This is a genomic window from Arachnia propionica, assembly GCF_900637725.1.
Classification (GTDB): domain Bacteria; phylum Actinomycetota; class Actinomycetes; order Propionibacteriales; family Propionibacteriaceae; genus Arachnia; species Arachnia propionica.
The window spans coordinates 1,309,929-1,329,132 of the sequence record NZ_LR134406.1; the positions used below are offsets into that span (position 1 = coordinate 1,309,929).

Below are 19,204 nucleotides of genomic sequence, written 5' to 3' on the forward strand. Positions count from 1 at the left end.
CTGCTTGGACGAGTCGGCCGGGTGATCGCGGCCCGGGTAACCGGGCTGAGGAAAGTCCGGACTCCGCAGAGCAGGGTGGTGGGTAACACCCACCCGGGGTGACCCGCGGGACAGTGCCACAGAGAACAGACCGCCCGGCCCAACGGCCGGGTAAGGGTGAAACGGTGGTGTAAGAGACCACCAGTGCGCCGGGTGACCGGCGCAGCTCGGTAAACCCCACCCGGAGCAAGACCAAGAAGGCCAGTCCGCTGGCCGCGGAAACCGTCTGAGCGCTGCTCGCGCGAGGTTTCCGGGTAGGTTGCAGGAGCCCACCGGCAACGGCGGGCCTCAGATGGATGGTCACCGTCAGACAAAATCCGGCTTACAGGCCGGCTCGTCCCCGAAAGGCTCGGATAGGAGTCTTGTCAGGCTTTGAATTGCACTTTGGCTAACATCATGATGCAGGATGGTGTTGGAAATCAGGCTCTGGGAGGCCCTGAAAAGAACCCCGGGCGCGAAAAGGCCCTTACCCGATCCGAGTGGGGTTCGTGTATGTGTGGTATACGAGTCCCGGGTGCCGGGGAGTAGTCCGAGACCAAGATGCTGGCTGAACACACGGCTCGCCACCAACCAGCGTGGCAGTCCGCTAGTAATAGGCCTGTCTGGTGCCGATGAAGCCGACGCCGTGCGGCGTTCATAAGAGCGATATGAATACGTATTCGTACTGTATGCAATTAGAAGATTGGTGTCGATGTACTTGCGACCCTTTGAGTGCGTTTTGGTGCTGTTCATGCGTGGGAAGTCTGCGATACAACGGGCCGGTCACGGAGCACGTGGCAACCGAACTTCGGGTTCAGCGATATCGCCTTCAGCTAAGCCACGACGACCTGGCGGAGCGCACTGGCCTATCGAAGGTACAGGAGCTCCGACAGCAGCGTCTCCAAGCGGATGTGATGCCCACCATCGATCAAGCCACAGATGACCGCCTCCGCCAGGCTCGGCAGGGCAGCGACGATAGCTGGGAGCTGCGGTGAATGCCGGAATCAGTCCGCCGTCGAACAGCCAGGTGGAGAAGGCCGATAGCCAGTTGCGCAAGATCTTCAGGGGTGAGAAGCCGACGGAGGCTCTGGAGCACTGTCTTGAGGTCGTCGAGCGGCACCGGCAGACCTACGCTCGTCTTATGCTGAACGCCAACATCGGGGTGCGGCGTTATGCCCAGGAGCTGGGGATCGAGGCACAGGCCACGCAACGTCTCAAACGGATGCAGACCATCATCGAGAAACTGACTGAGCGGGAATCGAGGATGAACCTCGCGCGAATGCACGATATCGGTGGGGTCAGGGTCGTCGTAGACGACCTGGACGCGCTGCGCCGCCTCCAAGGAGAAGGTGGTGGCGAGGCGACGCAGGAACGGGGTCGAGACAATCGACTACGTGGCCAAACCCCGGCAGAGTGGCTATCGGGCTGCCCACCTCATCTGCATGTACTCCGGTAAGGGCGTGATCAGGCCGGTGGGTGTGCAGCTTCGCACCTCGGCGATGCACAGGTGGGCGGTCATGGTGGAAGAGGTATCTGCCCGGCTTGGAGTGAATCACAAACAGGATGATTACACACCGTTCCACAAGTGGGCCCTTCTGTGGTCGCGTAAACTGGAGGCAGCCGAACTCGGCCTCCCATCGAATCCGTTCAGGTGACCCACGCCTCGTACTTCCGCAGCGGGTTGGAGAGCGTGGAACAGTACCTGCGGTCGGTGATGGAGGACGACGGCATCGCGGTCAACTAGTTTGCTGGAACGCACTCGCCCATATCGATTGGATGGGAGAGTTGTTTGGCCGTAGGCGTCAACCATCGCCTTGGCAACGGTTGCCCAGGCGCGGCGTCCCGGACCCCGGGGGGAGTGGCAGGGTTTTATCCTTCATCCGACCGGTTCGAGTTCCTGAAGGGGGAACCATGCGTCGCGTCGTTCATTCTCTTCGCTGCAGCGAGGGGCTTTTCGGCCTGCGTCAGCGTCCCGAAGGGGCATACAAAAGTCGCTGCGGGCGAAAGCCCATCCTCGCGACGGTGTCCACCTCCAGCGCCCCGCCCGCTACAGGTCCGTGACCGACCTCCGAATACCTTCATCGCCACGGCGGGGTACGACTGCCCGGATCGGCGGCGCACCGACAGGGTTGAGCTCGCGCTTCAATCGGGATCTCGCGCCGGTGCCGACGTCCTGAGCATCTATACCGGGCCGGAGACCGTCCAGACGGCTTTCCAACAACTCAAATCCATTTCGCCCGACGGCGTGTATCTTGCTGTCAGGGAGAACTGGATCATCGACACCAAGCAGGTGGAGGCCGTCGCTGCCACCCTTGGCGGCGTGCACGTGACTGGTTGATTTGCAGGAAAGGATACGACAGGCGATGAGTGAGGACGAAAGAGCCTCGAAAGAGAAATGGGTGAAAGCGCAATTTTTCCACTTGGCGGCCCATAGTCCAAAAGGTCTGATGAGACGTCATCCCGTAGCGTGGGCGGATAAACTCAGAAGCGTCGTCAATGCTGCTGAGCCGGTGCTCAACTTCGAGGATCGGAACCAAGTCAAGTACACGTTTAATCTGCGTGGAACTTCTTCGGCGATAATTGCCAAATCCATGGGCGATGCCCAAGTGCGACAGGTCAGCGGCGCCGACGAGATACTCCCGGTTCGTTTGGAGGATGTGGACACCTATCTCGCTATGGTGAACCACGTCTATTTCTACAATGACATAAACGCTTTCGCCATCATGTCCGGGCCGCCGGGAACCCCGAGGTCGAATGCCGGCGCTGGACTTGCTAATCTGCTCTATCCCTTGAGTGATGGGGCTTACTGGATGGCCCAGGCCATCACCTCGCCCGGGCAGATTGAGGAATTTGAAAAGGCTCCCCGGATTCAAAGTGTGCAGATCAGGGTGGATGTAGCGCCTCCCGATTTAATGTACGAGAGATCAGATGCCGAAAATATCGGCGATGCGATGGTTCAAGTCGCCAACTGTGTTGGTGCGAATATCACAATGGAAATGCAGGTCAAGATTAAAAAACCCAAGCAGAATGGGAATGCCACGAGCCTGCTGAAAAATTTTCTCAACCTGCGCAAGCTGCTACCCGGCGCGAAGAAAATGCAAGTAGTGACGGCGGATAGTGAAACGCTGGACCTGCTCGAGCATAAGCTGATCGAGCGATTCGGGATCCCCCTGTCGGAAGATGGAGCCGACCCGAAGGTCCTCGTATCTGCGTTCGAAAATGTCTGCGCCGGGTGGCACGATCGAATCAGAGAGGCGGTTAAGGTCGCTGAGACATAGAGGAGGCGGCATGCGCAAGACCAAGGCTTGGTGGCTGAACCACAACACCATGGACCTCGCAGGGGCACTCATCGCTCTGGCGGCCTTTCGGCTTCCCGAAGCGGTCCTGGAGCAGGCTGGTCCTTTCGCATCCGCGGCGTCGGCTGTCATCGCGATCATGGCCGCGCTCGGTACCTTCGGGTGCGGCATGATCTACCAGTCCTCCGCTCCGGTCATTCGGCGTGCACGAGGAAGGTTCGGTAGGCAGATCCAGCGGGCATGGATATGGGTCATCTCGATCGTGCTGCTCTGTGCCATGGTGTCGTTGGGCGGTGTTGCCGTGGCCTCACTGAATCCAACCCTGGCTTGGGCCCTGACCTTAGGCGCATTGGGGGTTGCGTCGTTGGCAACCTGGCGTGTGGTCGCGTACATACAATTCGTACTGACGGCCGAGGCGATCAAACCCGGAGAGTAATTTCGATGATGACGGCGCAGAGTCTTGCGGGCAGGCGCCACTGGTATGCTGATCGCCTTGGTGATTGAATGGCTGGCCGAGTAGCCGCCCAGCTTTCGCGGCGGTATCCTGTCGATCATAAGGATGACATAGCAGTCGCCCCAATGAGGAGAATTTCAGGAGTTCATTATGCGTCGTACCGCTTTCGCCTTCGCGCTCGTCGCCCCGATGGTGCTCGCGGCCTGCGGGGCTAGCCCAACCCCAACTGCGACGGTAACCGTGATCTCTCGGGAAGCGGCGAGCGCTGAGCCAGGTTCCTCGAGCCCTCCCACCCCGGCCGAGACCCCTTCGACCGCCGGGGTGAAGATGGGAGATTCTTTGGTTGGGAAGTATGCGACCTTTACGGCGAAAGAGGGCAGAAGTCGCGACGACGGATTCGGGAAGACGGAGTGGGCGCTAAACGCCAAGGTCTGCCGAAATGATGTGGAACCCGCCAAGGAGTTGACGATTTCTCCGACCACCTGGAGCGTCCGAGCCTCGAATGGTGGCGTCTACCGGGCGACGATAGGTGGCTCCGCCGAGGACATTTTGCCCTCCTACCCATTCGACGAGCCAATCCGCAGCGGCGAATGCCTGCAAGGCTGGATGGTTTTCCTGGTGGGTGACGCGACCGTTACCGAGGTCCACTACCGGAACGACATGGGCGAATCGGCAGCCTGGCGGGTGGGGTAACCAGCCACCCGGGATTTGTCGCCCCTGGCCGGCACGCTTCCTCCATGGCTTACGACCCGTGGGGCTCGGCCGGATGGTCGGTGAACCTGGTGGTGATGCCGGTGCGGGGAATGTGCCGGTGGGATCGCAGGACTATCCTGCTCGACATCAGGCTGGGCAGAGTTGAGGAACGTTGCACGCTCGGGCACGAGATCGTGTATACCGAGCGTGACTCGCTCCCACGCTGGCTAACTGCACGAGAGAAGGCCGCCATCGACGCGGATGTGGCCTGTCGGTTTTCCCTCGACGCCTTGGGGGATGCCCTCGCATGGTCGCCGCATCCCGCGGTCGTCGCTTTGACGGTTCTTACGGATTCCGAGGCCCTATCAGGCCCCGGGAACGGGGCGAAACCGGGGCCGACCAGGGGCTCGCTGAGTCGTTGTCAGTCCTCGGCTTACAGGCCGGCTCGTCCCCGAAAGGTCGGGCTATGGGGCACGTCAGGTTTACGGAACCGTCTTTTTCGCACTCGTCGTCGTGGCGGGCAGCCTGTTTTCGAGGAGCGTGAACACCTTGGTTTCGCCGGGATGCGTGCACTAGCGTTACTGGAAGCTGTGTGACCGTCGCCCTGGGCGCTGGCCTTGGAGAGAACATGACCCTGTTGCCACCCATACCCCCCAGCCAGCCTTCCGGATCGTTTGGATTCGAGGCGGAAGATTACAGGAGGGAGCGCGGGGACCCCGGCAGATGGGATGCCGGCAGGGCTTATCGAGCGCTGGTGGGCGCTGCTCAGGTCTGTGCCGGGATTCTGCTGACCCTCATGGGAATCAGCGCGGGCAAGGTGCAGAGCGAATACGGCACCAAGACGCCCTCCTTGCTCAAGGACGCCCCGCCTCTCCTCCTGATCGCGACCGGGATTCTTCTGGGACTGGCGGGAGTGGCTCAGCTCGTGCACACCTTCCGGAGAGGCCAGGACGACTGACCCGGGTGGTCAGCTGCGGGGAACCGTGATGATCTCAGCCCCGGTCTCGGTCACCACCAGGGTCTGCTCGAACTGGGCGCAGCGGGAGCCGTCGAGGGTGACGACAGTCCAGTCGTCCTTCCAGACCTCGGATTCGGGGGAACCCAGGGTCAGCATCGGCTCGATGGTGAAGGTCATCCCGGGACGGATCCTGGTGGAATAGCGGGGCTCGTCGTAGTGGAGGATCACCAGCCCAGAGTGGAAGGCGGTGTGGACGCCGTGCCCGGTGTACTCGCGCACCACTCCGTAGCCGAATCGTTTCGCGTAGGACTCGATCACGCGCCCGATCACCGAGGTGGGACGTCCCGGTTTGACCGCTTTGATGGCGCGGTTCATGGCCTCCTGGGTGCGTTGCGTGAGAAGCCGTGACTCCTCGTCCACGTCGCCGCAGAGGAAGGTGTAGCAGTTGTCGCCGTGAACCCCGTTCTTGAAGGCGGTCACGTCGATCTTCACGATGTCGCCGTCCTCGAGGGGGCGCAGATCGGGGATGCCGTGGCAGATCACCTCGTTCACCGATGTGCAGCAGGATTTCGGGAAACCCCGATAACCGAGGGTCGACGGGTAGGCGCCGTGATCCAGGATGTAGGTGTGGACTATGCGATCCAGTTCATCGGTGGTGACCCCGGGTCGTACTGCTTTGCCGGCCTCGTGCATGGCCTCGCATGCGATGGCCCCGGCCTCCCGCATCGCCTCGATGATCTCCGGCGGCTGGACATCATCGCCCTCGTAGCGTTTTGGGGCTCGTTTTCCGACGTACGGAGGCCGGTTGATTGCTGCCGGAACCTCCAGGCGGGGGGTGACCTGGAATGGGGTTACTGGACTCACGCGGCCACAGTGTAGCGACCAAATCGTGGATTCAGCAGACCGGTCGTCAGGGCAGCCGCAGGTCCTCGATGGCCGTCCAGATCGCGGTATCACCCTCCGGGTCGTGATCCGGTTCGACGACCAGCGCCACATGCATGATCCCGTTGTCTGCGAGATGGGTGAACACCGAGATGTTGTTGGTGTTCACCCCTGCGATCCCGCTTATCTGGATCCTCGTGTTCAGCCACACGGCTGCGGCCCTGGGGTCGTGGTTGATTTCGACGATCTCGGCCATGGTGCCGGGCTGGTGGAAGACACTACGTCCCAGCAGGCAGCTGACGACGCGCGCAGCGGCGGGAATGACCTCCGCGAATCCTTCGGAGGTCTCGAGGGTTCCAACGGCCACCGCAGCCATCAGGTTGTTGCTCTCCGGGTAGCGTTTCACGACGGTGTTGGCCTGGTGGATGAACCCGTAGTCCAGCTTGGTTGGGGTGAATCCTGCTATGGCGGGAAAACTCAACCCGCCCGCGGACGTGATGCGTCCGTCCTCGCCGAGCGCGCCGGTTGAATCCGTGGCCGTGTTCGGGCAGTCCGGGGTGCCGCGGAGAACGTCGCCGACCTTCAGGGATCCCGGATCCTGTGTCGCGGCTGGGGAAGACGGGGCGGCAGAGGACTCGTGATCGTGTCCGTGTCCTGTGGGGAAACGGCTGGCGGGCGGGTGCGGGACCGGCCCGGTTGCTGAAGGACTCGTGGCGGGAGCCGGGCCGACGGCCGTCGACAACCACCAGCTGCCCCCGCCCAGCAAAGCCAGAACCAGCGTCAACACGCCCCACAGAACCGTGTTGCTCCGCCTGGGGGACGGTGGCGGAACCATCACGGAATGCACTCTGGCACCTGACAGGGTCTCCGTCGGTCTCACCTGCGCCGTCCACTCGGTGCCGCTCCAGAACCGCTCCTGACCATCGTCACGCGGATCCGGGTACCAACCTGGTGTTGACATGTTCTTCATCGTAGGTCTCGAGCAGTCGCCGTTTCTGGGGTGACTAGGTGTGTTACGAATTCAGGCTGAGCCCGGCCAGAGCGGTGTTGACGGCTTCCAGGGCCGAGGAATCGTCCTGGGGGACGAGCGAAAGAACCACCTGTTTGCGCGACTTCTCCGGGTAGATCGCCACGGCAAGTCTGTCTCCCGCGTTTCCGGTTCTGCCCTCGGTGGGGATGTGGACCTGGAGCACTACGGTCCCGTCATCCTTGTTCTCCGTGATCTGGGTCACCTCGGCCGTCGGGTTGTTGCTGTAGAACTTCGGGTTGCTTATCACACATCGAACGACCCGGAGTGCGCTGCTGGTGGCCTCGCCGAAGCCATCCTCGGTCTTCAGGGTGCCGACGGTAACCACGGCCTGCCCCTCTTGACCCGAATAGGTTTTCGTCATTGTGTTTGACTGGTGGATGAAGCCGTAGTTGATCGGCGAGGGAGAGAAACCCTGGATCTCCGGGTAGCTGAGGCCTCCCGGGGACGTGATGCGCCCATCGGTCAGTACCCCCTGGGCATCATTTGCCGTTGTCGGGCAGTTGCTCTCCCCACGCACCGCATAACCCACCTTGATTCCCGCATCGGAACTTCCCGAGGCACTCGCGGTCGGGGACGCTCCGTCCTGCGAGGCGGAGGGGCTCGGCTGGCTCGTGGGCTGTGACCGGTTGTTCAACAGGAACAGCAGCCCGCCCACGATGAACAGGGTGATGACCATCCCCGTCGCCATCCACAGCACGACGTTCCGGGACTTCTTGGGGGGGAAGGATGCCGAAACCGGTCGGGCCTGGGGCTGCGGGTAGCCGGACTGTTCGGATCGCACCTGCGGCTGAACGGGCTGTGGGTCGGGTGGTGTGGCCGATGATGCCGTCTGGTGGGTGGGCGGATTCTGCACGTGCACCGTCCAGCGGATGCCGTCCCAGTAGCGTTTGCGATGGGGGTTCTGGGGATCCGGATACCAGCCGGGGGGAGCAGCCATGGGGTCCATGTTAGATACTGCGCGGGAAGTCGGCGAGGGGGGAGTTCCATCATCAGCGTTTCAGCCTCGGCCCAGGGAATCCAGGCTCTTCTTGACCATCTCCTGTCGGGCGGAGTCGCCTATGGGCGCCTGGGTGCTGAAGAGGGTGATGGTGTTGGGGGCTCCCTGGTCGAGGATGACCACCACCACTTCGTCGCCGAGTACGGTGTGGTAGCCGGGTTTGTTCCAGAAGTTTGCTCTGATCAGCCATCCTTCTACTCCGTCGGCGGTGCGGAAGGACTTGTCCTCCAGTGACTCGACCCGATCCAGGTATTTGTAGTAGTAGGAGGTCGACAGGCAGCTGATCAGTTGTTTGGCCGCGATCCTGGTGTCGGCGCTGTAGTCCGTCTTCGACAGCTGCCCGATCGCGGTCACGGACACCCAGGATTCCGTCACATGGTCGTCTTGGCCGGAGCGTTCCGAGGCGAAGTCGATGTAGTTTCCCTTGTTGGTCCTCCAGCCGGGAACCCCTTGGTACCTGATGCCTCCGGAGGAGAACCAGTTGTCCTTTGGGGCCGGAGGGGAGGGGTTTTGGGCTATCGGGCACGCTGTGGGGCGGCCTCGGCCATCGGATGGTTGGGGGGAGGTCGGGGACTCGGAAGGTGCGGTCTCATCCCACTGACGGCCGGTTGGGCGGGACGAGTTGTTGTCCGTGGGGGAGCTCCAGGGGTTGCTCTTCCAGGGTTGCCAGAGGATCACGGAAACCACGATCAGCAGCGTGAGCGCACCCACACCGAGAATCCAGGCGTTGCTCCGGGTCGCGGAACGAGTGTTGGTCCTTCCCCGGGAGGATTCCTCCCAGTCCTCGCCGTTCCAGTAGCGGGGGGTGCTGGAACCATCAGGGTCGGGGTACCAGCCGGGCGTTGCCATGAAACCCATTATGGGGGCTCACCTGAACATGACCTTTCGGGGTTTCCGGCCGGGTTCAGCGCCTGAACCGGCTCGGACTACTGCGTGGAAAGTCGGCGAGGGGGGAGTTCCATCATCAGCGTTTCAGCCTCGGCCCAGGGAATCCAGGCTCTTCTTGACCATCTCCTGTCGGGCGGAGTCGCCGATGGGCGCCTGAGTGTGGAAGAGGGTGATGGTGTTGGGGGCTCCCTGGTCGAGGATGACCACCACCACTTCGTCGCCGAGTACGGTGTAGTGGCCGGGTTTGTTCCAGAAGTTTGCTCTGATCAGCCATCCTTCTACTCCGTCGGCGGTGCGGAAGGACTTGTCCTCCAGTGACTCGACCCGATCCAGGTATTTGTAGTAGTAGGAGGTCGACAGGCAGCTGATCAGTTGTTTGGCCGCGATCCTGGTGTCGGCGCTGTAGTCCGTCTTCGACAGCTGCCCGATCGCGGTCACGGACACCCAGGATTCCGTCACATGGTCGTCTTGGCCGGAGCGTTCCGAGGCGAAGTCGATGTAGCTTGCCTTGTTGGTCCTCCAGCCGGGAACCCCTTGGTACCTGATGCCTCCGGAGGAGAACCAGTTGTCCTTTGGGGCCGGAGGGGAGGGGTTTTGGGCTATCGGGCACGCTGTGGGGCGGCCTCGGCCATCGGATGGTTGGGGGGAGGTCGGGGACTCGGAAGGTGCGGTCTCATCCCACTGACGGCCGGTTGGGCGGGACGAGTTGTTGTCCGTGGGGGAGCTCCAGGGGTTGCTCTTCCAGGGTTGCCAGAGGATCACGGAAACCACGATCAGCAGCGTGAGCGCACCCACACCGAGAATCCAGGCGTTGCTCCGGGTCGCGGAACGAGTGTTGGTCCTTCCCCGGGAGGATTCCTCCCAGTCCTCGCCGTTCCAGTAGCGGGGGGTGTCGGAACCATCAGGGTCGGGGTACCAGCCGGGCGTTGCCATGAAACCCATTATGGGGGCTCACCTGAACATGACCTTTCGGGGTTTCCGGCCGGGTTCAGCGCCTGAACCGGCTCGGACTACGGCACACTAGTGCCATGGACAGGCAGACAGAGTTCGTGCTGCGCTCGATGGAAGAACGGGACATTCGTTTCGTACGTCTCTGGTTCACCGACGTGCTGGGGTCGTTGAAGTCGGTGGCCATCGCCCCTGCCGAGGTCGAGGGTGCCATAGCGGAGGGGGTCGGTTTCGACGGCTCGGCCATCGAGGGATTTGCCCGGGTCTACGAATCCGACATGGTCGTCCATCCGGACCCGTCGACCTTCCAGGTGCTGCCGTGGCGGCAGACGGAACGCGGCACGGCCAGGATGCTGTGCGACATCCAGCTGCCTGACGGAACCCCGAGTTTCGCGGATCCCCGGCACGTGCTGAAACGAGCGCTGAAGAAGGCCGCCGACATGGGGTTCACCTTCTACATCCACCCGGAGATCGAGTTCTTCCTGCTCGGTCAGCTCAACCCGCCGGTCCCTCTCGACGACGGCGGCTACTTCGACCACACCACCCTCGGCGACGGAACCGATTTCAGGCGCGACGCCATCACTATGCTGGAGCAGATGGGGATCTCCGTGGAGTTCAGCCACCACGAGGGATCACCCGGGCAGCACGAGATCGACCTCCGCTACGCGGATGCCCTGACCATGGCGGACAACATCATGACCTTCCGGGTCGTCATCCGGGAGGTGGCTGTCTCCCAGGGCATCCACGCGACGTTCATGCCGAAACCCTTCACGGAACACGCCGGATCCGGCATGCACACCCACATGTCGCTGTTCGAGGGGGACACCAACATCTTCCACGACGGCGCCGACGAGTACCGGTTGTCGAAGACGGCCCGGCAGTTCGTCGCGGGGCTGCTGAGACACGCTCCGGAGATCACCGCCGTGACCAACCAGTGGGTCAACTCCTACAAACGCCTCATGGGAGGTTCGGAGGCACCCACCTGCGCCTGCTGGGGCCGGGCCAACCGATCCGCGCTGATCCGGGTGCCTCAGTTCTCGCCGGGCAAAGCGAGTTCGGCCCGCATCGAGTACCGCGCCCCGGATCCGGCCTGCAATCCCTATCTGGCCTTCGCGCTCATGCTGAACGCCGGGCTGGCGGGGATCGAGAACGAATACCCGTTGCCGGAGGAAACCGAGGACGCCGTCTGGCGACTGACCGAGAAAGAACGCCGGTCGATGGGGATCAAATCCCTGCCGCGCAGCCTCGACGGGGCGCTGCGGGTGATGGAGGGCTCGGAGCTCGCGGCGGAAACGCTCGGGGAGCACGTCTTCGACTACTTCATGCGGAACAAACGCGCCGAGTTCGAGGCCTACCGCAGGCAGGTAACCCCGTGGGAGATCGCACGGCACATCAGGGTGCTGTGAGGGGAAACGCCGCAGCCACCCGCTCCGCTTGGGAACCTGACACCTTCACTTCGGCCTCTGCCCAGCAGAGCTGCCCGGTGGCCAGGCCCAGGAGGGTGGAGGGTTCCATCTCCACTACGTTCGGGGGCGTCCCCCGGGTGTGTTTCGGGCCGTTCCCGAAACTCACCTGAACCGCGGCCCAGGGCGGGACCCGCACCTCGATTGCGGCACCCGGATGGAGATCGCCCAGCCGTGCGCAGAAAGCACGGCAACATGCGGCCGTCAAGGTCCGGCCCAGGGCCAGGCCGTGTTTCCCCGCGGAATCCGCGGCGCGCAGCAGCACCCGTGTCAGGTCCGGGGTGCGTCGGCTCAGTTCGCCCTCGAGCGCCAGGCCCAGGACGGTGGCCTCGGCGGGGTCAATGGCGGCCAGGCATTCGCGGAGATCCCGCAACTCTGCGATGGTCTTCTCGTCAGCGCTGAACATGCGGCAATCCTAAATGCCACGTCAACGGAAACCGGTGTGGCGCGGGCCGTTAGGGTGGAAACGTGAACAGGGTCAGCACCAAGGTGGGTGAGTTCGCGCGGCGAGGTTTCGAGTCCCCCAGCAACGCAGCGCGGGTGTGGCAGGACTGGTGTGCACGGCTGGGAACCGAACCGCCGGTGCCCCTGCAGGCGTTCACCCGGGCCGCCGACCGGGACCAGGCTCTGGAGTGCATGGCGGGCATCGGGGAACGGGAGCCCACCCTGCTCCCACGAATAGCGGCTGACCCGGGATGGCTGGCCCGGGTGTTGCTCGTGCTTGGGGGGTCCTCCGTGCTCGCGCGGTTCCTGGTGAAGAATCCCATGGAGCTCGAGGTACTCGCATCCGAACCCGGGCCGCGGAGAGCAGGCTGGCGGGACTACATCCGGGCGCGTGCCGTGAACGACTCCGGACAGATTGACACGAACCTGCTTCGCCGGGCGAACCACGCCGCCCTGGTGCAGGTGGCGGCCAGGGACCTGGCCAGCGAGGACCCCATGGCCCTGGTCGATGACATCGCCTCCGAACTGAGTCACCTGGCCGATGCGATCCTCGAATGCGCCCTCGAGTGCGCGCGGGCCGAAGTGCCCGGATCCTCCTCGGTGCGGATCGCAGTGGTGACAATGGGGAAAGCCGGGGCCGAGGAACTCAACTACATCTCGGACGTCGACGTGATCCACATCGCCGAACCCGCCGAGGGGGTTGATCACGAGGAGGCCATGAGGGTGGGGGCGAGGGTCGTTGCCGCCATGGCCCGGATCTGTTCGGCACACACATCTGAGGGCACCATATGGCCGGTCGACGCCGCCCTGCGCCCCGAGGGCAATGCCGGTCCCCTGGTGCGCAGCCTCGCTTCCTGCGCCACCTACTACGGAAAGTGGGCGAAGAACTGGGAGTTCCAGGCCCTCCTGAAGGCGCGTCCCGCGGCGGGGGACCGGGAGCTGGGGCAGGCCTTCTGCGACATGGTGTCCCCGCTTGTGTGGGAGGCGGCGCAGCGTCCGGGATTCCTGCCGGACGTGCGTGCCATGAGGAACCGGGTCATCTCCCTGATCCCCGCCAAGGAGGCTGACCGGGAAATCAAACTCGGTGTCGGGGGGCTGCGGGACACCGAGTTCACCGTGCAGCTTCTGCAACTCGTCCACGGCAGGGGAGACGAACGGGTGCGTGCCCGCGGCACCTTCGAGGCGCTGCGTGCCCTGGTCGCCTTCGGCTACATCGGCCGAGATGATGGCGCTGACATGGCCAGGGCCTACCGGGTCCAGCGGGTGCTGGAACACCGTGTTCAGCTCCGCAGATTGCGTCGCACCCACCTGGTGCCGGATGACGAACCGGGTTGGGTTCATCTGGCCCGCACCACTGGTAGAACTCCCGACGAGGTCAGGGACATGTGGCGTGGCAGCACCCGTGCGGTGGAGAAACTGCAGCAACGCATTTTCTTCTCCCCACTGCTCGACGCGGTCTCCGCCATTCCCACGGCGGAGCTGCGGCTTTCGACGGATGCGGCCCAGGAACGCCTGCGGGTGCTCGGTTTCGAGGACGCCCACGCCGCTCTGGGACACATCCAGGCCCTGACGAACGGCTCGACCAGGGCGGTCGAGATCCAGCGGCAGCTCATGCCCGCCATGCTGGGCTGGTTCGCGGAGGGCCCGAATCCCGATTACGGCCTGCTCGCCTTCCGGCAGCTCTCCGAGGCGCTGGGAACCAGCTCCTGGTACCTGCGGGCGCTGCGTGACGAGGGATGGATGGCTCAGCGACTGGCACGCATCGCGTCCTCCAGCCGCTACGTGGTCAATCTGCTGATGCGGGCTCCTGAGATGGTGCAGATGCTCGCCAGCAGTGAGAATCTGGAACTCCGGCCGCGTGAACTGCTCTCCCGGTCCATGAGCCGGGACATCGGGCGTGCCTCGGACAAAGCCGCCGCGGTGGCGTCGGTCCGGGCGCTGCGCCGCTCCGAGCTGTGCCGGATAGCGCTGGCCGACGTGCTGGGAGCCGCGGACGTCACCACGGTGGGGCTGGCGCTCAGCGATCTTGCGGGAGCAACCCTGGATGCGGCGCTCGAACTCGCCCGTCGGGAGGTGGAGGCACCGCCCGTCGGGGTGATCGGCATGGGGCGTTGGAGCGGATACGAACTCGGTTACGCCTCCGACACCGACGCGATGTTCGTCATTCCCGACGGTTCCGGACCTGAGGAGCAGGCGGCAGCCACCAGGCTCGTTCGCCTGGCGTGCGATCTCGTCGGAAATCCCGGACCCGATCCGGCGATGGTGGTGGACACCGGTCTGCGTCCCGAGGGGAAGGGCGGACCGCTCGTGCGAACCGTTTCCTCCTACCTCACCTACTACGCGAAGTGGTCCTCCGTCTGGGAGGCGCAGGCCCTGTTGCGGGCCCGCCCCGCGGCGGGGGAACAGGAACTGGCATCCGCCGTACTCGGGGAGTTGGACGGGCTGCGATACCCGGACGGGGGCCTCACCACCGCACAGGTGGCGGAGATCCGCCGGTTGAAGTCGCGGATGGAGACCGAACGCATTCCCCGCGGCATGGACAAAGAGCGTCACCTCAAGCTCGGATCAGGTGGTCTGTCGGATGTGGAGTGGGCCGTGCAACTGCTCCAGCTGCAGCACGCCGGGGCCCGGCCTGCGTTGCGCACGTCCTCCACTCTCCAAGCCATTGACGCGGCGGAGGGACTCGAGTTGCTGACCGCCAAACAGGCCACCGACCTGAGAGAGGGATGGTTGCACGTCAGCCGGGTGCGCAACGCCATCATGCTGGTGCGTGGCCGGCCCGGCGATGCCCTGCCCGTCGACTACCGGGAGCAGTCGGCCGTCGCCGAACTGGCTGGATACGGCCCGGGTCAGCGCTCCAGGCTCGTCGACGACACGATCCGGGTCATGCGACGCGCGTCAAGGGTGGTCAACCGGGTGTTCTGGGACGAGATGCCCGAGGAGTGAGCTCGCGGCCCTGTCCGGGATGGGATAGGGTGTTGCCGACGCATCCGGGGTCGGTGAAAGTCCGAACCGGCGGTGACAGTCCGCGACCCTCGCGGCCCAGTTTGAACGGGCCAACAGGTTGATCCGGTGAAACTCCGGGACCGACAGTGAAAGTCTGGATGGGAGGAGCGCGTCGACGGTCCACACCGGCAGGGATGTGGGCGCTGTGCGTGCACCCCGGGCCGAGGAAGGACCGGGGTTTTCTTGACCGAGCAGCAAACGCGACGTGGCCGGCTCGTCGCCCGGGCCGGGTTGTGGTCCGCCTATCCCGCCCGCACCCGGCCGGTTTCACTCGTAGCGCGTGTCCTGCCCCCACTCGTGGCCGTGCTGGTGGCGCTGCTCACCTGGTGGCTGCTCACCCGGGTCACCCCTGCGGTATTGCTCCCGGACCCGGTGGCCGTGGTCTCTCGTGCCGCCCGCTGGATGGGTTCCGGAATCGCATGGCGCTACGTCGAACCAACCCTGGTGGCGGCGCTTCTCGGATCCGCCCTGTCCATTGCCGTCGCCCTGCCGCTGGGATTCACGATCGCCCACTCACGGCTGCTCGCGGCCGTCGCCGAACCCTTCATAGCCTTTTCCCAGACGGTTCCGCTCGTGGCCATCGCACCGCTGCTGGTGCTGTGGATCGGGTACGGAACCATTCCCGTCGCAGTCCTCTGCTCGGTGATCGCGTTCTTCCCCATGGTCACCACCACCGTCGTGGGATTGCGTGGCCTGGACATGCGCGTGATCGAGACCGCTTGGCTCGACGGGGCGGGAGCTTGGCGGCGCCTCGTCCACGTCGAGGCTCCGATGGCCGCTCCTGCCGTCCTGGCCGGGGTGCGTGGGGGAGTGGTGCTGTCCATGACCGGCGCGATCGTCGGTGAATTCGTCATGGGCGGACAGGGGCTCGGAGTCCTGCTCACCCAGTCCCAGCAGGCAGTGGACACCGTCGGGGTTTTCACTGTCCTGGCCCTACTGGCGATCATCGCAGCCGTTCTCGTGTCCCTGATGGGTCTCGTCGAACGCGTCGCCAACCGAAACCTGCAAGGAGAACACCTATGAAACCGAACCGTCGCTCTTTCCTCCTCGGTGTCGCCGCCCTCGGCGGGACGACCCTGGCCGCCTGTGGCGGGCAGGCGGGGCAACAGAACACCACCACGAACGGGACGACCATCACGGTGGGGCTCACCTACATTCCGAACATCCAGTTCAGCCCCTTCTACGTAGCCGAATCCGAGGGACTCTTCAAGGACGCCGGAATCAGCCTGACTCTCAGGCACCACGGAACCCAGGAGGGCCTGTTCACCGCACTGGCGGCGGGAGAAGAACAGGTGGTGTTCGCATCCAGCGACGAAGCCGTGGTCTCGGCTGCAGGGGGAATGCCTGAGCTGCGTACCTTTGCCACCTGCTACCGGCAGTACCCGGGGGTGATCCTCGGCTCCGGTGACATCACGGATCTTTCCGGTCTCGCTGGGAAAACCCTGGGGGTGCAGGGGCGGTACGGAGCAGGTTGGTACACAACCCTCGTCGCGCTGGACCGTGCAGGTCTCAGCGAGGACAAGGTGGGCATCACCGAGATCGGGTGGACACAGGTAGCAGCCCTTACCACCGGCAAGACGGATGCCGTCGTGGGGTTCAGCAACAATGAGGCCGTTCAGTTGAAGGCCGCGGGGTTCCCCTACAACCAGCTCGACGTGGTCGACAAGGAGAAACCGAACCTGGTCGGTCCCGGGCTGGTCACCCGGGAGGGTGTCCTTCCCGCCGAACAGCTCAAACTTATCGCGGAGGCCGTTCTCGAGGCGGAGAACCGGATCCTGAACAACCCCGAACTGGCTCTCAGGGCCACCGAGGCGAAGGTCCCCGCCCTCGCGGAGGAAGCCCAGCGGAAACAAGCGGAAGCGGTCCTCGAGGCCACCAGCAAATTCTGGTTGGGGACGGACGGAAAGGCCTCGGTGAAGGTCGAGCGGGACGACTTCACCCGGATGGGGGAGTTCCTCGCCCGAGTCGGGATCATCGAGGCCGCCCCCGAGAACACGGTCCTGGAAGTGGGCTGAGGGGCTCCCTGGAGAAGGAACGACGAAATCAACCGGACCAGTGCCGCACACGAGTCGCCGTGAAACCAGGCTTCACGGCGACTCGTGTGCGAGGTCCGTGGGGTTTTGCGGTACCGGGACGGTCCCGCTGACGTGGCCCCTCAGACGCCGAGCAGCTCGCGCAGATCCGGGTGGGCCAGATCGGCGACGCCCGCCCGCGCCTCGGCGGCGTCCGCGCAGGCCCTGGCGGCCTCCGCCATGGCGCGGCAGGTGGCCAGCTCGTGCAGGCCGAGGGCGAACCGGACCAAGGGCATCCGTTTTGGCGACATGGAGAGCGAGGAGACCCCCAGGCCAGTCAGCACCAGGGCCATCAGCGGGTCACCCGCCGACTCGCCGCAGACCCCCACGGGCCGCTCATTGATCCGGCCACCCTCGCAGGCCGCCGCCACCAGGTCGATCACCGCGGGCTGGAACGGGTCCAGGAGGTCCGCGAGTTCCCCGACCATCCGGTCAGCGGCCATGGTGTACTGCGACAGGTCATTGGTGCCGATGCTCGCGAAATCACAGGCAGCAAGGAGGTGACGGGAGCGCAGCGCGGCGGACGGCACCTCGATCATGATGCCCGCCACGGGCAGCCCCGCTTCATGGGCGGTTTCCGCGAAGGCCCTTGCCTGATCCGCCGTGGCGATCATGGGGGCCATCACCTTCACGCTCGCCCCGGTGCGGCGCTGCGCCTCCGCCAGGGCGGCGAGCTGGTCCCGCAACAGGTCGGGGCGTTCCTCCATCAGGCGGTAGCCCCGGCGGCCCAACGCGGGGTTGGGTTCCGGCCCCAGATCCGCGAACGCGAGTGGTTTGTCGGCCCCGGCATCGAGGGTGCGTACCGTGACGGGGCGGGTCCCGAAGGGCGCCAGTACCGCTTCGTACAGGTCCGCCTGCTCCGCCACGCCGGGCGCGTTCTGGGCGTCCAGGAACACGAACTCGGTGCGGAACAGGCCAACCCCTTCGGCGGCCGTGAGCGCGGCGGCACGGGCGTCGTTGACGTCCCCTATGTTTGCCAGCAGCGCCACCGGGTGCCCGTCGGAGGTGCTGCCCGGCGAGGTCAGTTCGTTGAGCTGCGCCAGGCGTTCGCTCCGGGCCCGTAGTTTCGTCTTCACGGTCTCGTCGGGATCCAGCACCACGGCCCCGGACTCGCCGTCGAGGGCAACGGTGGTTCCATCGGGGATCTCGAGCGCCCCGGCCACTTGGACGGCAGCAGGCAGGCCGCGCTGCGCCGCGAGGATCGCGGTGTGACTCGTCCTGCCTCCCCCAGAAGTGATGATGCCCAGCACCAGGTCCGGGGAAAGCATGGCGGTTTCCGCGGGAGCCAGGTCCTCGGCCACCACGATGCTCGGTTCCGTGAGTTCGGGAACCCCCGGAACCGGGCGGCCCAGGAGAACGGCCTCCGCCCGCATCCCGACATCGCGCAGGTCAGCGACCCGCTCGGCGAAATATCCGCCGAGGGCCTCGAACTGCTCCGCATAGCCGGCGACCGCGGCCTGCAGCGCATGAGCGGGGCCGGTGTGGCCGTCGAGGTTCTGTTCGACGGCCTCGATCAGCCCAGGGTCGCGGGCGATCATGGCGGCGGCGGCAACCATTTCCGCGGCATCCCCTTCCAGTTTTGCCGCCTTGGCGTCGAGATCATCCGCGACGACGGACAGGCTATCCGCAACCCTCGTCAGGTCCTGTTGTGGATCCGCCGAGCAGGGTTCGGTCGCGGGCAGGGGCTGGGGCGGCCGGACGACGGCCACCGGGCCGATGGCGCTGCCGGGGGAGACTCCGATTCCGGTCAGGGTGCGCATGGTGCTGGTCATCCCTTCGCGTCGTGATCGACGGCGAGGAAGGCCACGAGCTCGTCGAGGAAGGCGTCGCCGTTCTCCGCGTCGCAGGAGAGCTCGACCTCCTCCCCACACTTGACGCCCAGGGACATCACCGCCAGCATCGATGCCGCGTTGACGGGTTTCCCGCCGGGGCGGGAAATGGTCACGGGCAACCCGGAGCGGGTGACCTTCTGGACGAACAGGCTCGCCGGGCGGGCGTGAAGGCCGACGGAGGAGGCGATGATTGCGGTGCGGTTGGTCATGGTTTTTCCTTGTC

Annotated in this window: 18 protein-coding genes, 1 other RNA gene and 1 riboswitch; of the genes, 11 read left to right on the plus strand and 8 right to left on the minus strand. The window is 64.7% G+C overall.

Going from position 1 to position 19,204, the window contains the following annotated elements; translation table 11 throughout:
* Positions 1-9: 9 nt before the first annotated feature.
* The 7 genes from rnpB (at position 10) to EL272_RS05665 (ending at position 5,419) form a co-directional block, all read left to right on the plus strand.
* An RNA gene (gene rnpB / locus EL272_RS05635) (RNase P RNA component class A) lies at positions 10-380 on the plus strand.
* A 629-nt stretch (positions 381-1,009) separates the two neighbouring features.
* Complete coding sequence (locus EL272_RS05640; protein ID WP_041696326.1) at positions 1,010-1,474, plus strand: nucleotidyltransferase family protein; 465 nt, start codon at positions 1,010-1,012, stop codon at positions 1,472-1,474.
* Complete coding sequence (locus EL272_RS16020; RefSeq protein ID WP_157682459.1) at positions 1,371-1,673, plus strand: RelA/SpoT domain-containing protein; 303 nt, start codon at positions 1,371-1,373, stop codon at positions 1,671-1,673. Before EL272_RS05640 ends, EL272_RS16020 begins: the two co-directional genes overlap by 104 nt.
* A 708-nt stretch (positions 1,674-2,381) precedes the next feature.
* On the plus strand, positions 2,382-3,296 hold the full coding sequence (locus EL272_RS05650; RefSeq protein WP_014846258.1) for a hypothetical protein: 915 nt from the start codon (positions 2,382-2,384) through the stop codon (positions 3,294-3,296).
* A 10-nt stretch (positions 3,297-3,306) separates the two neighbouring features.
* Positions 3,307-3,750, plus strand: coding sequence for a hypothetical protein (locus tag EL272_RS05655; RefSeq protein ID WP_014846259.1), 444 nt, complete (start codon positions 3,307-3,309; stop codon positions 3,748-3,750).
* 168 nt (positions 3,751-3,918) lie between these two features.
* On the plus strand, positions 3,919-4,461 hold the full coding sequence (locus tag EL272_RS05660; protein ID WP_041696330.1) for a hypothetical protein: 543 nt from the start codon (positions 3,919-3,921) through the stop codon (positions 4,459-4,461).
* Positions 4,462-5,215: 754 nt separating this feature from the next.
* Positions 5,216-5,419, plus strand: coding sequence for a hypothetical protein (locus EL272_RS05665; protein WP_014846261.1), 204 nt, complete (start codon positions 5,216-5,218; stop codon positions 5,417-5,419).
* Positions 5,420-5,428: 9 nt separating this feature from the next.
* Here the strand turns inward: EL272_RS05665 and map are convergent, their stop codons facing one another.
* The 5 genes from map to EL272_RS05690 form a co-directional block, all read right to left on the minus strand.
* Positions 5,429-6,283 (minus strand): type I methionyl aminopeptidase, encoded by an 855-nt coding sequence (map, locus tag EL272_RS05670; protein ID WP_014846262.1) that lies wholly within the window; start codon positions 6,281-6,283, stop codon positions 5,429-5,431.
* 46 nt (positions 6,284-6,329) lie between these two features.
* The gene (locus EL272_RS05675; RefSeq protein ID WP_157682460.1) at positions 6,330-7,262 is read right to left on the minus strand and encodes a DUF2510 domain-containing protein; all 933 of its coding nucleotides are present in this window, start codon (positions 7,260-7,262) and stop codon (positions 6,330-6,332) included.
* A 52-nt stretch (positions 7,263-7,314) separates the two neighbouring features.
* On the minus strand, positions 7,315-8,268 hold the full coding sequence (locus EL272_RS05680; protein WP_061787102.1) for a DUF2510 domain-containing protein: 954 nt from the start codon (positions 8,266-8,268) through the stop codon (positions 7,315-7,317).
* Positions 8,269-8,328: 60 nt separating this feature from the next.
* Positions 8,329-9,177: a DUF2510 domain-containing protein gene (locus tag EL272_RS05685; RefSeq protein WP_159424527.1), complete on the minus strand. Its 849-nt coding sequence runs from the start codon at positions 9,175-9,177 to the stop codon at positions 8,329-8,331.
* Positions 9,178-9,300: 123 nt separating this feature from the next.
* Positions 9,301-10,149: a DUF2510 domain-containing protein gene (locus EL272_RS05690; protein ID WP_159424526.1), complete on the minus strand. Its 849-nt coding sequence runs from the start codon at positions 10,147-10,149 to the stop codon at positions 9,301-9,303.
* A 128-nt stretch (positions 10,150-10,277) separates the two neighbouring features.
* Between EL272_RS05690 and EL272_RS05695 the strand changes: the two genes are divergently transcribed.
* Complete coding sequence (locus EL272_RS05695; RefSeq protein ID WP_189497543.1) at positions 10,278-11,570, plus strand: glutamine synthetase family protein; 1,293 nt, start codon at positions 10,278-10,280, stop codon at positions 11,568-11,570.
* On the opposite strand, the gene EL272_RS05700 is transcribed toward EL272_RS05695, so the two are convergent.
* A complete protein-coding gene (locus tag EL272_RS05700) occupies positions 11,557-12,033 on the minus strand; it encodes a sterol carrier family protein (RefSeq protein ID WP_061787099.1) in 477 nt (158 codons plus the stop codon). The genes EL272_RS05695 and EL272_RS05700 overlap by 14 nt on opposite strands.
* 62 nt (positions 12,034-12,095) lie before the next feature.
* Here EL272_RS05700 and EL272_RS05705 point away from each other — a divergent pair, with 62 nt between their 5' ends.
* From EL272_RS05705 to EL272_RS05715, 3 genes are all read left to right on the plus strand, one after another.
* A complete protein-coding gene (locus EL272_RS05705) occupies positions 12,096-15,017 on the plus strand; it encodes a bifunctional [glutamine synthetase] adenylyltransferase/[glutamine synthetase]-adenylyl-L-tyrosine phosphorylase (RefSeq protein ID WP_061787098.1) in 2,922 nt (973 codons plus the stop codon).
* Positions 15,018-15,052: 35 nt separating this feature from the next.
* Positions 15,053-15,191: riboswitch (FMN riboswitch) on the plus strand.
* A gap of 69 nt (positions 15,192-15,260) precedes the next feature.
* Entirely contained in the window at positions 15,261-16,100 is an 840-nt protein-coding gene (locus tag EL272_RS05710) for an ABC transporter permease (protein WP_061787097.1), read from the plus strand.
* Positions 16,097-17,092 (plus strand): ABC transporter substrate-binding protein, encoded by a 996-nt coding sequence (locus EL272_RS05715; RefSeq protein WP_061787096.1) that lies wholly within the window; start codon positions 16,097-16,099, stop codon positions 17,090-17,092. The genes EL272_RS05710 and EL272_RS05715 overlap by 4 nt, the downstream gene beginning before the upstream one ends.
* Before the next feature lie 140 nt (positions 17,093-17,232).
* On the opposite strand, the gene ptsP is transcribed toward EL272_RS05715, so the two are convergent.
* Complete coding sequence (ptsP, locus tag EL272_RS05720; RefSeq protein WP_082793774.1) at positions 17,233-18,909, minus strand: phosphoenolpyruvate--protein phosphotransferase; 1,677 nt, start codon at positions 18,907-18,909, stop codon at positions 17,233-17,235.
* An 8-nt stretch (positions 18,910-18,917) separates the two neighbouring features.
* The gene (locus EL272_RS05725; RefSeq protein WP_061787094.1) at positions 18,918-19,190 is read right to left on the minus strand and encodes an HPr family phosphocarrier protein; all 273 of its coding nucleotides are present in this window, start codon (positions 19,188-19,190) and stop codon (positions 18,918-18,920) included.
* Positions 19,191-19,204: the final 14 nt, after the last annotated feature.

Coding starts and splice junctions, on each gene's coding strand:
- EL272_RS05685 (WP_159424527.1), bottom strand. CDS start 9,177: ATGGCAACGCCCGGCTGGTACCCCGACCCTGATGGTTCCAGCACCCCC.
- EL272_RS05715 (WP_061787096.1), top strand. CDS start 16,097: ATGAAACCGAACCGTCGCTCTTTCCTCCTCGGTGTCGCCGCCCTCGGC.
- EL272_RS05695 (WP_189497543.1), top strand. CDS start 10,278: ATGGAAGAACGGGACATTCGTTTCGTACGTCTCTGGTTCACCGACGTG.
- EL272_RS05675 (WP_157682460.1), bottom strand. CDS start 7,262: ATGTCAACACCAGGTTGGTACCCGGATCCGCGTGACGATGGTCAGGAG.
- EL272_RS05680 (WP_061787102.1), bottom strand. CDS start 8,268: ATGGCTGCTCCCCCCGGCTGGTATCCGGATCCCCAGAACCCCCATCGC.
- EL272_RS05655 (WP_014846259.1), top strand. CDS start 3,307: ATGCGCAAGACCAAGGCTTGGTGGCTGAACCACAACACCATGGACCTC.
- EL272_RS05660 (WP_041696330.1), top strand. CDS start 3,919: ATGCGTCGTACCGCTTTCGCCTTCGCGCTCGTCGCCCCGATGGTGCTC.
- EL272_RS05700 (WP_061787099.1), bottom strand. CDS start 12,033: ATGTTCAGCGCTGACGAGAAGACCATCGCAGAGTTGCGGGATCTCCGC.
- EL272_RS05725 (WP_061787094.1), bottom strand. CDS start 19,190: ATGACCAACCGCACCGCAATCATCGCCTCCTCCGTCGGCCTTCACGCC.
- EL272_RS05690 (WP_159424526.1), bottom strand. CDS start 10,149: ATGGCAACGCCCGGCTGGTACCCCGACCCTGATGGTTCCGACACCCCC.
- ptsP (WP_082793774.1), bottom strand. CDS start 18,909: ATGCGCACCCTGACCGGAATCGGAGTCTCCCCCGGCAGCGCCATCGGC.
- EL272_RS05650 (WP_014846258.1), top strand. CDS start 2,382: ATGAGTGAGGACGAAAGAGCCTCGAAAGAGAAATGGGTGAAAGCGCAA.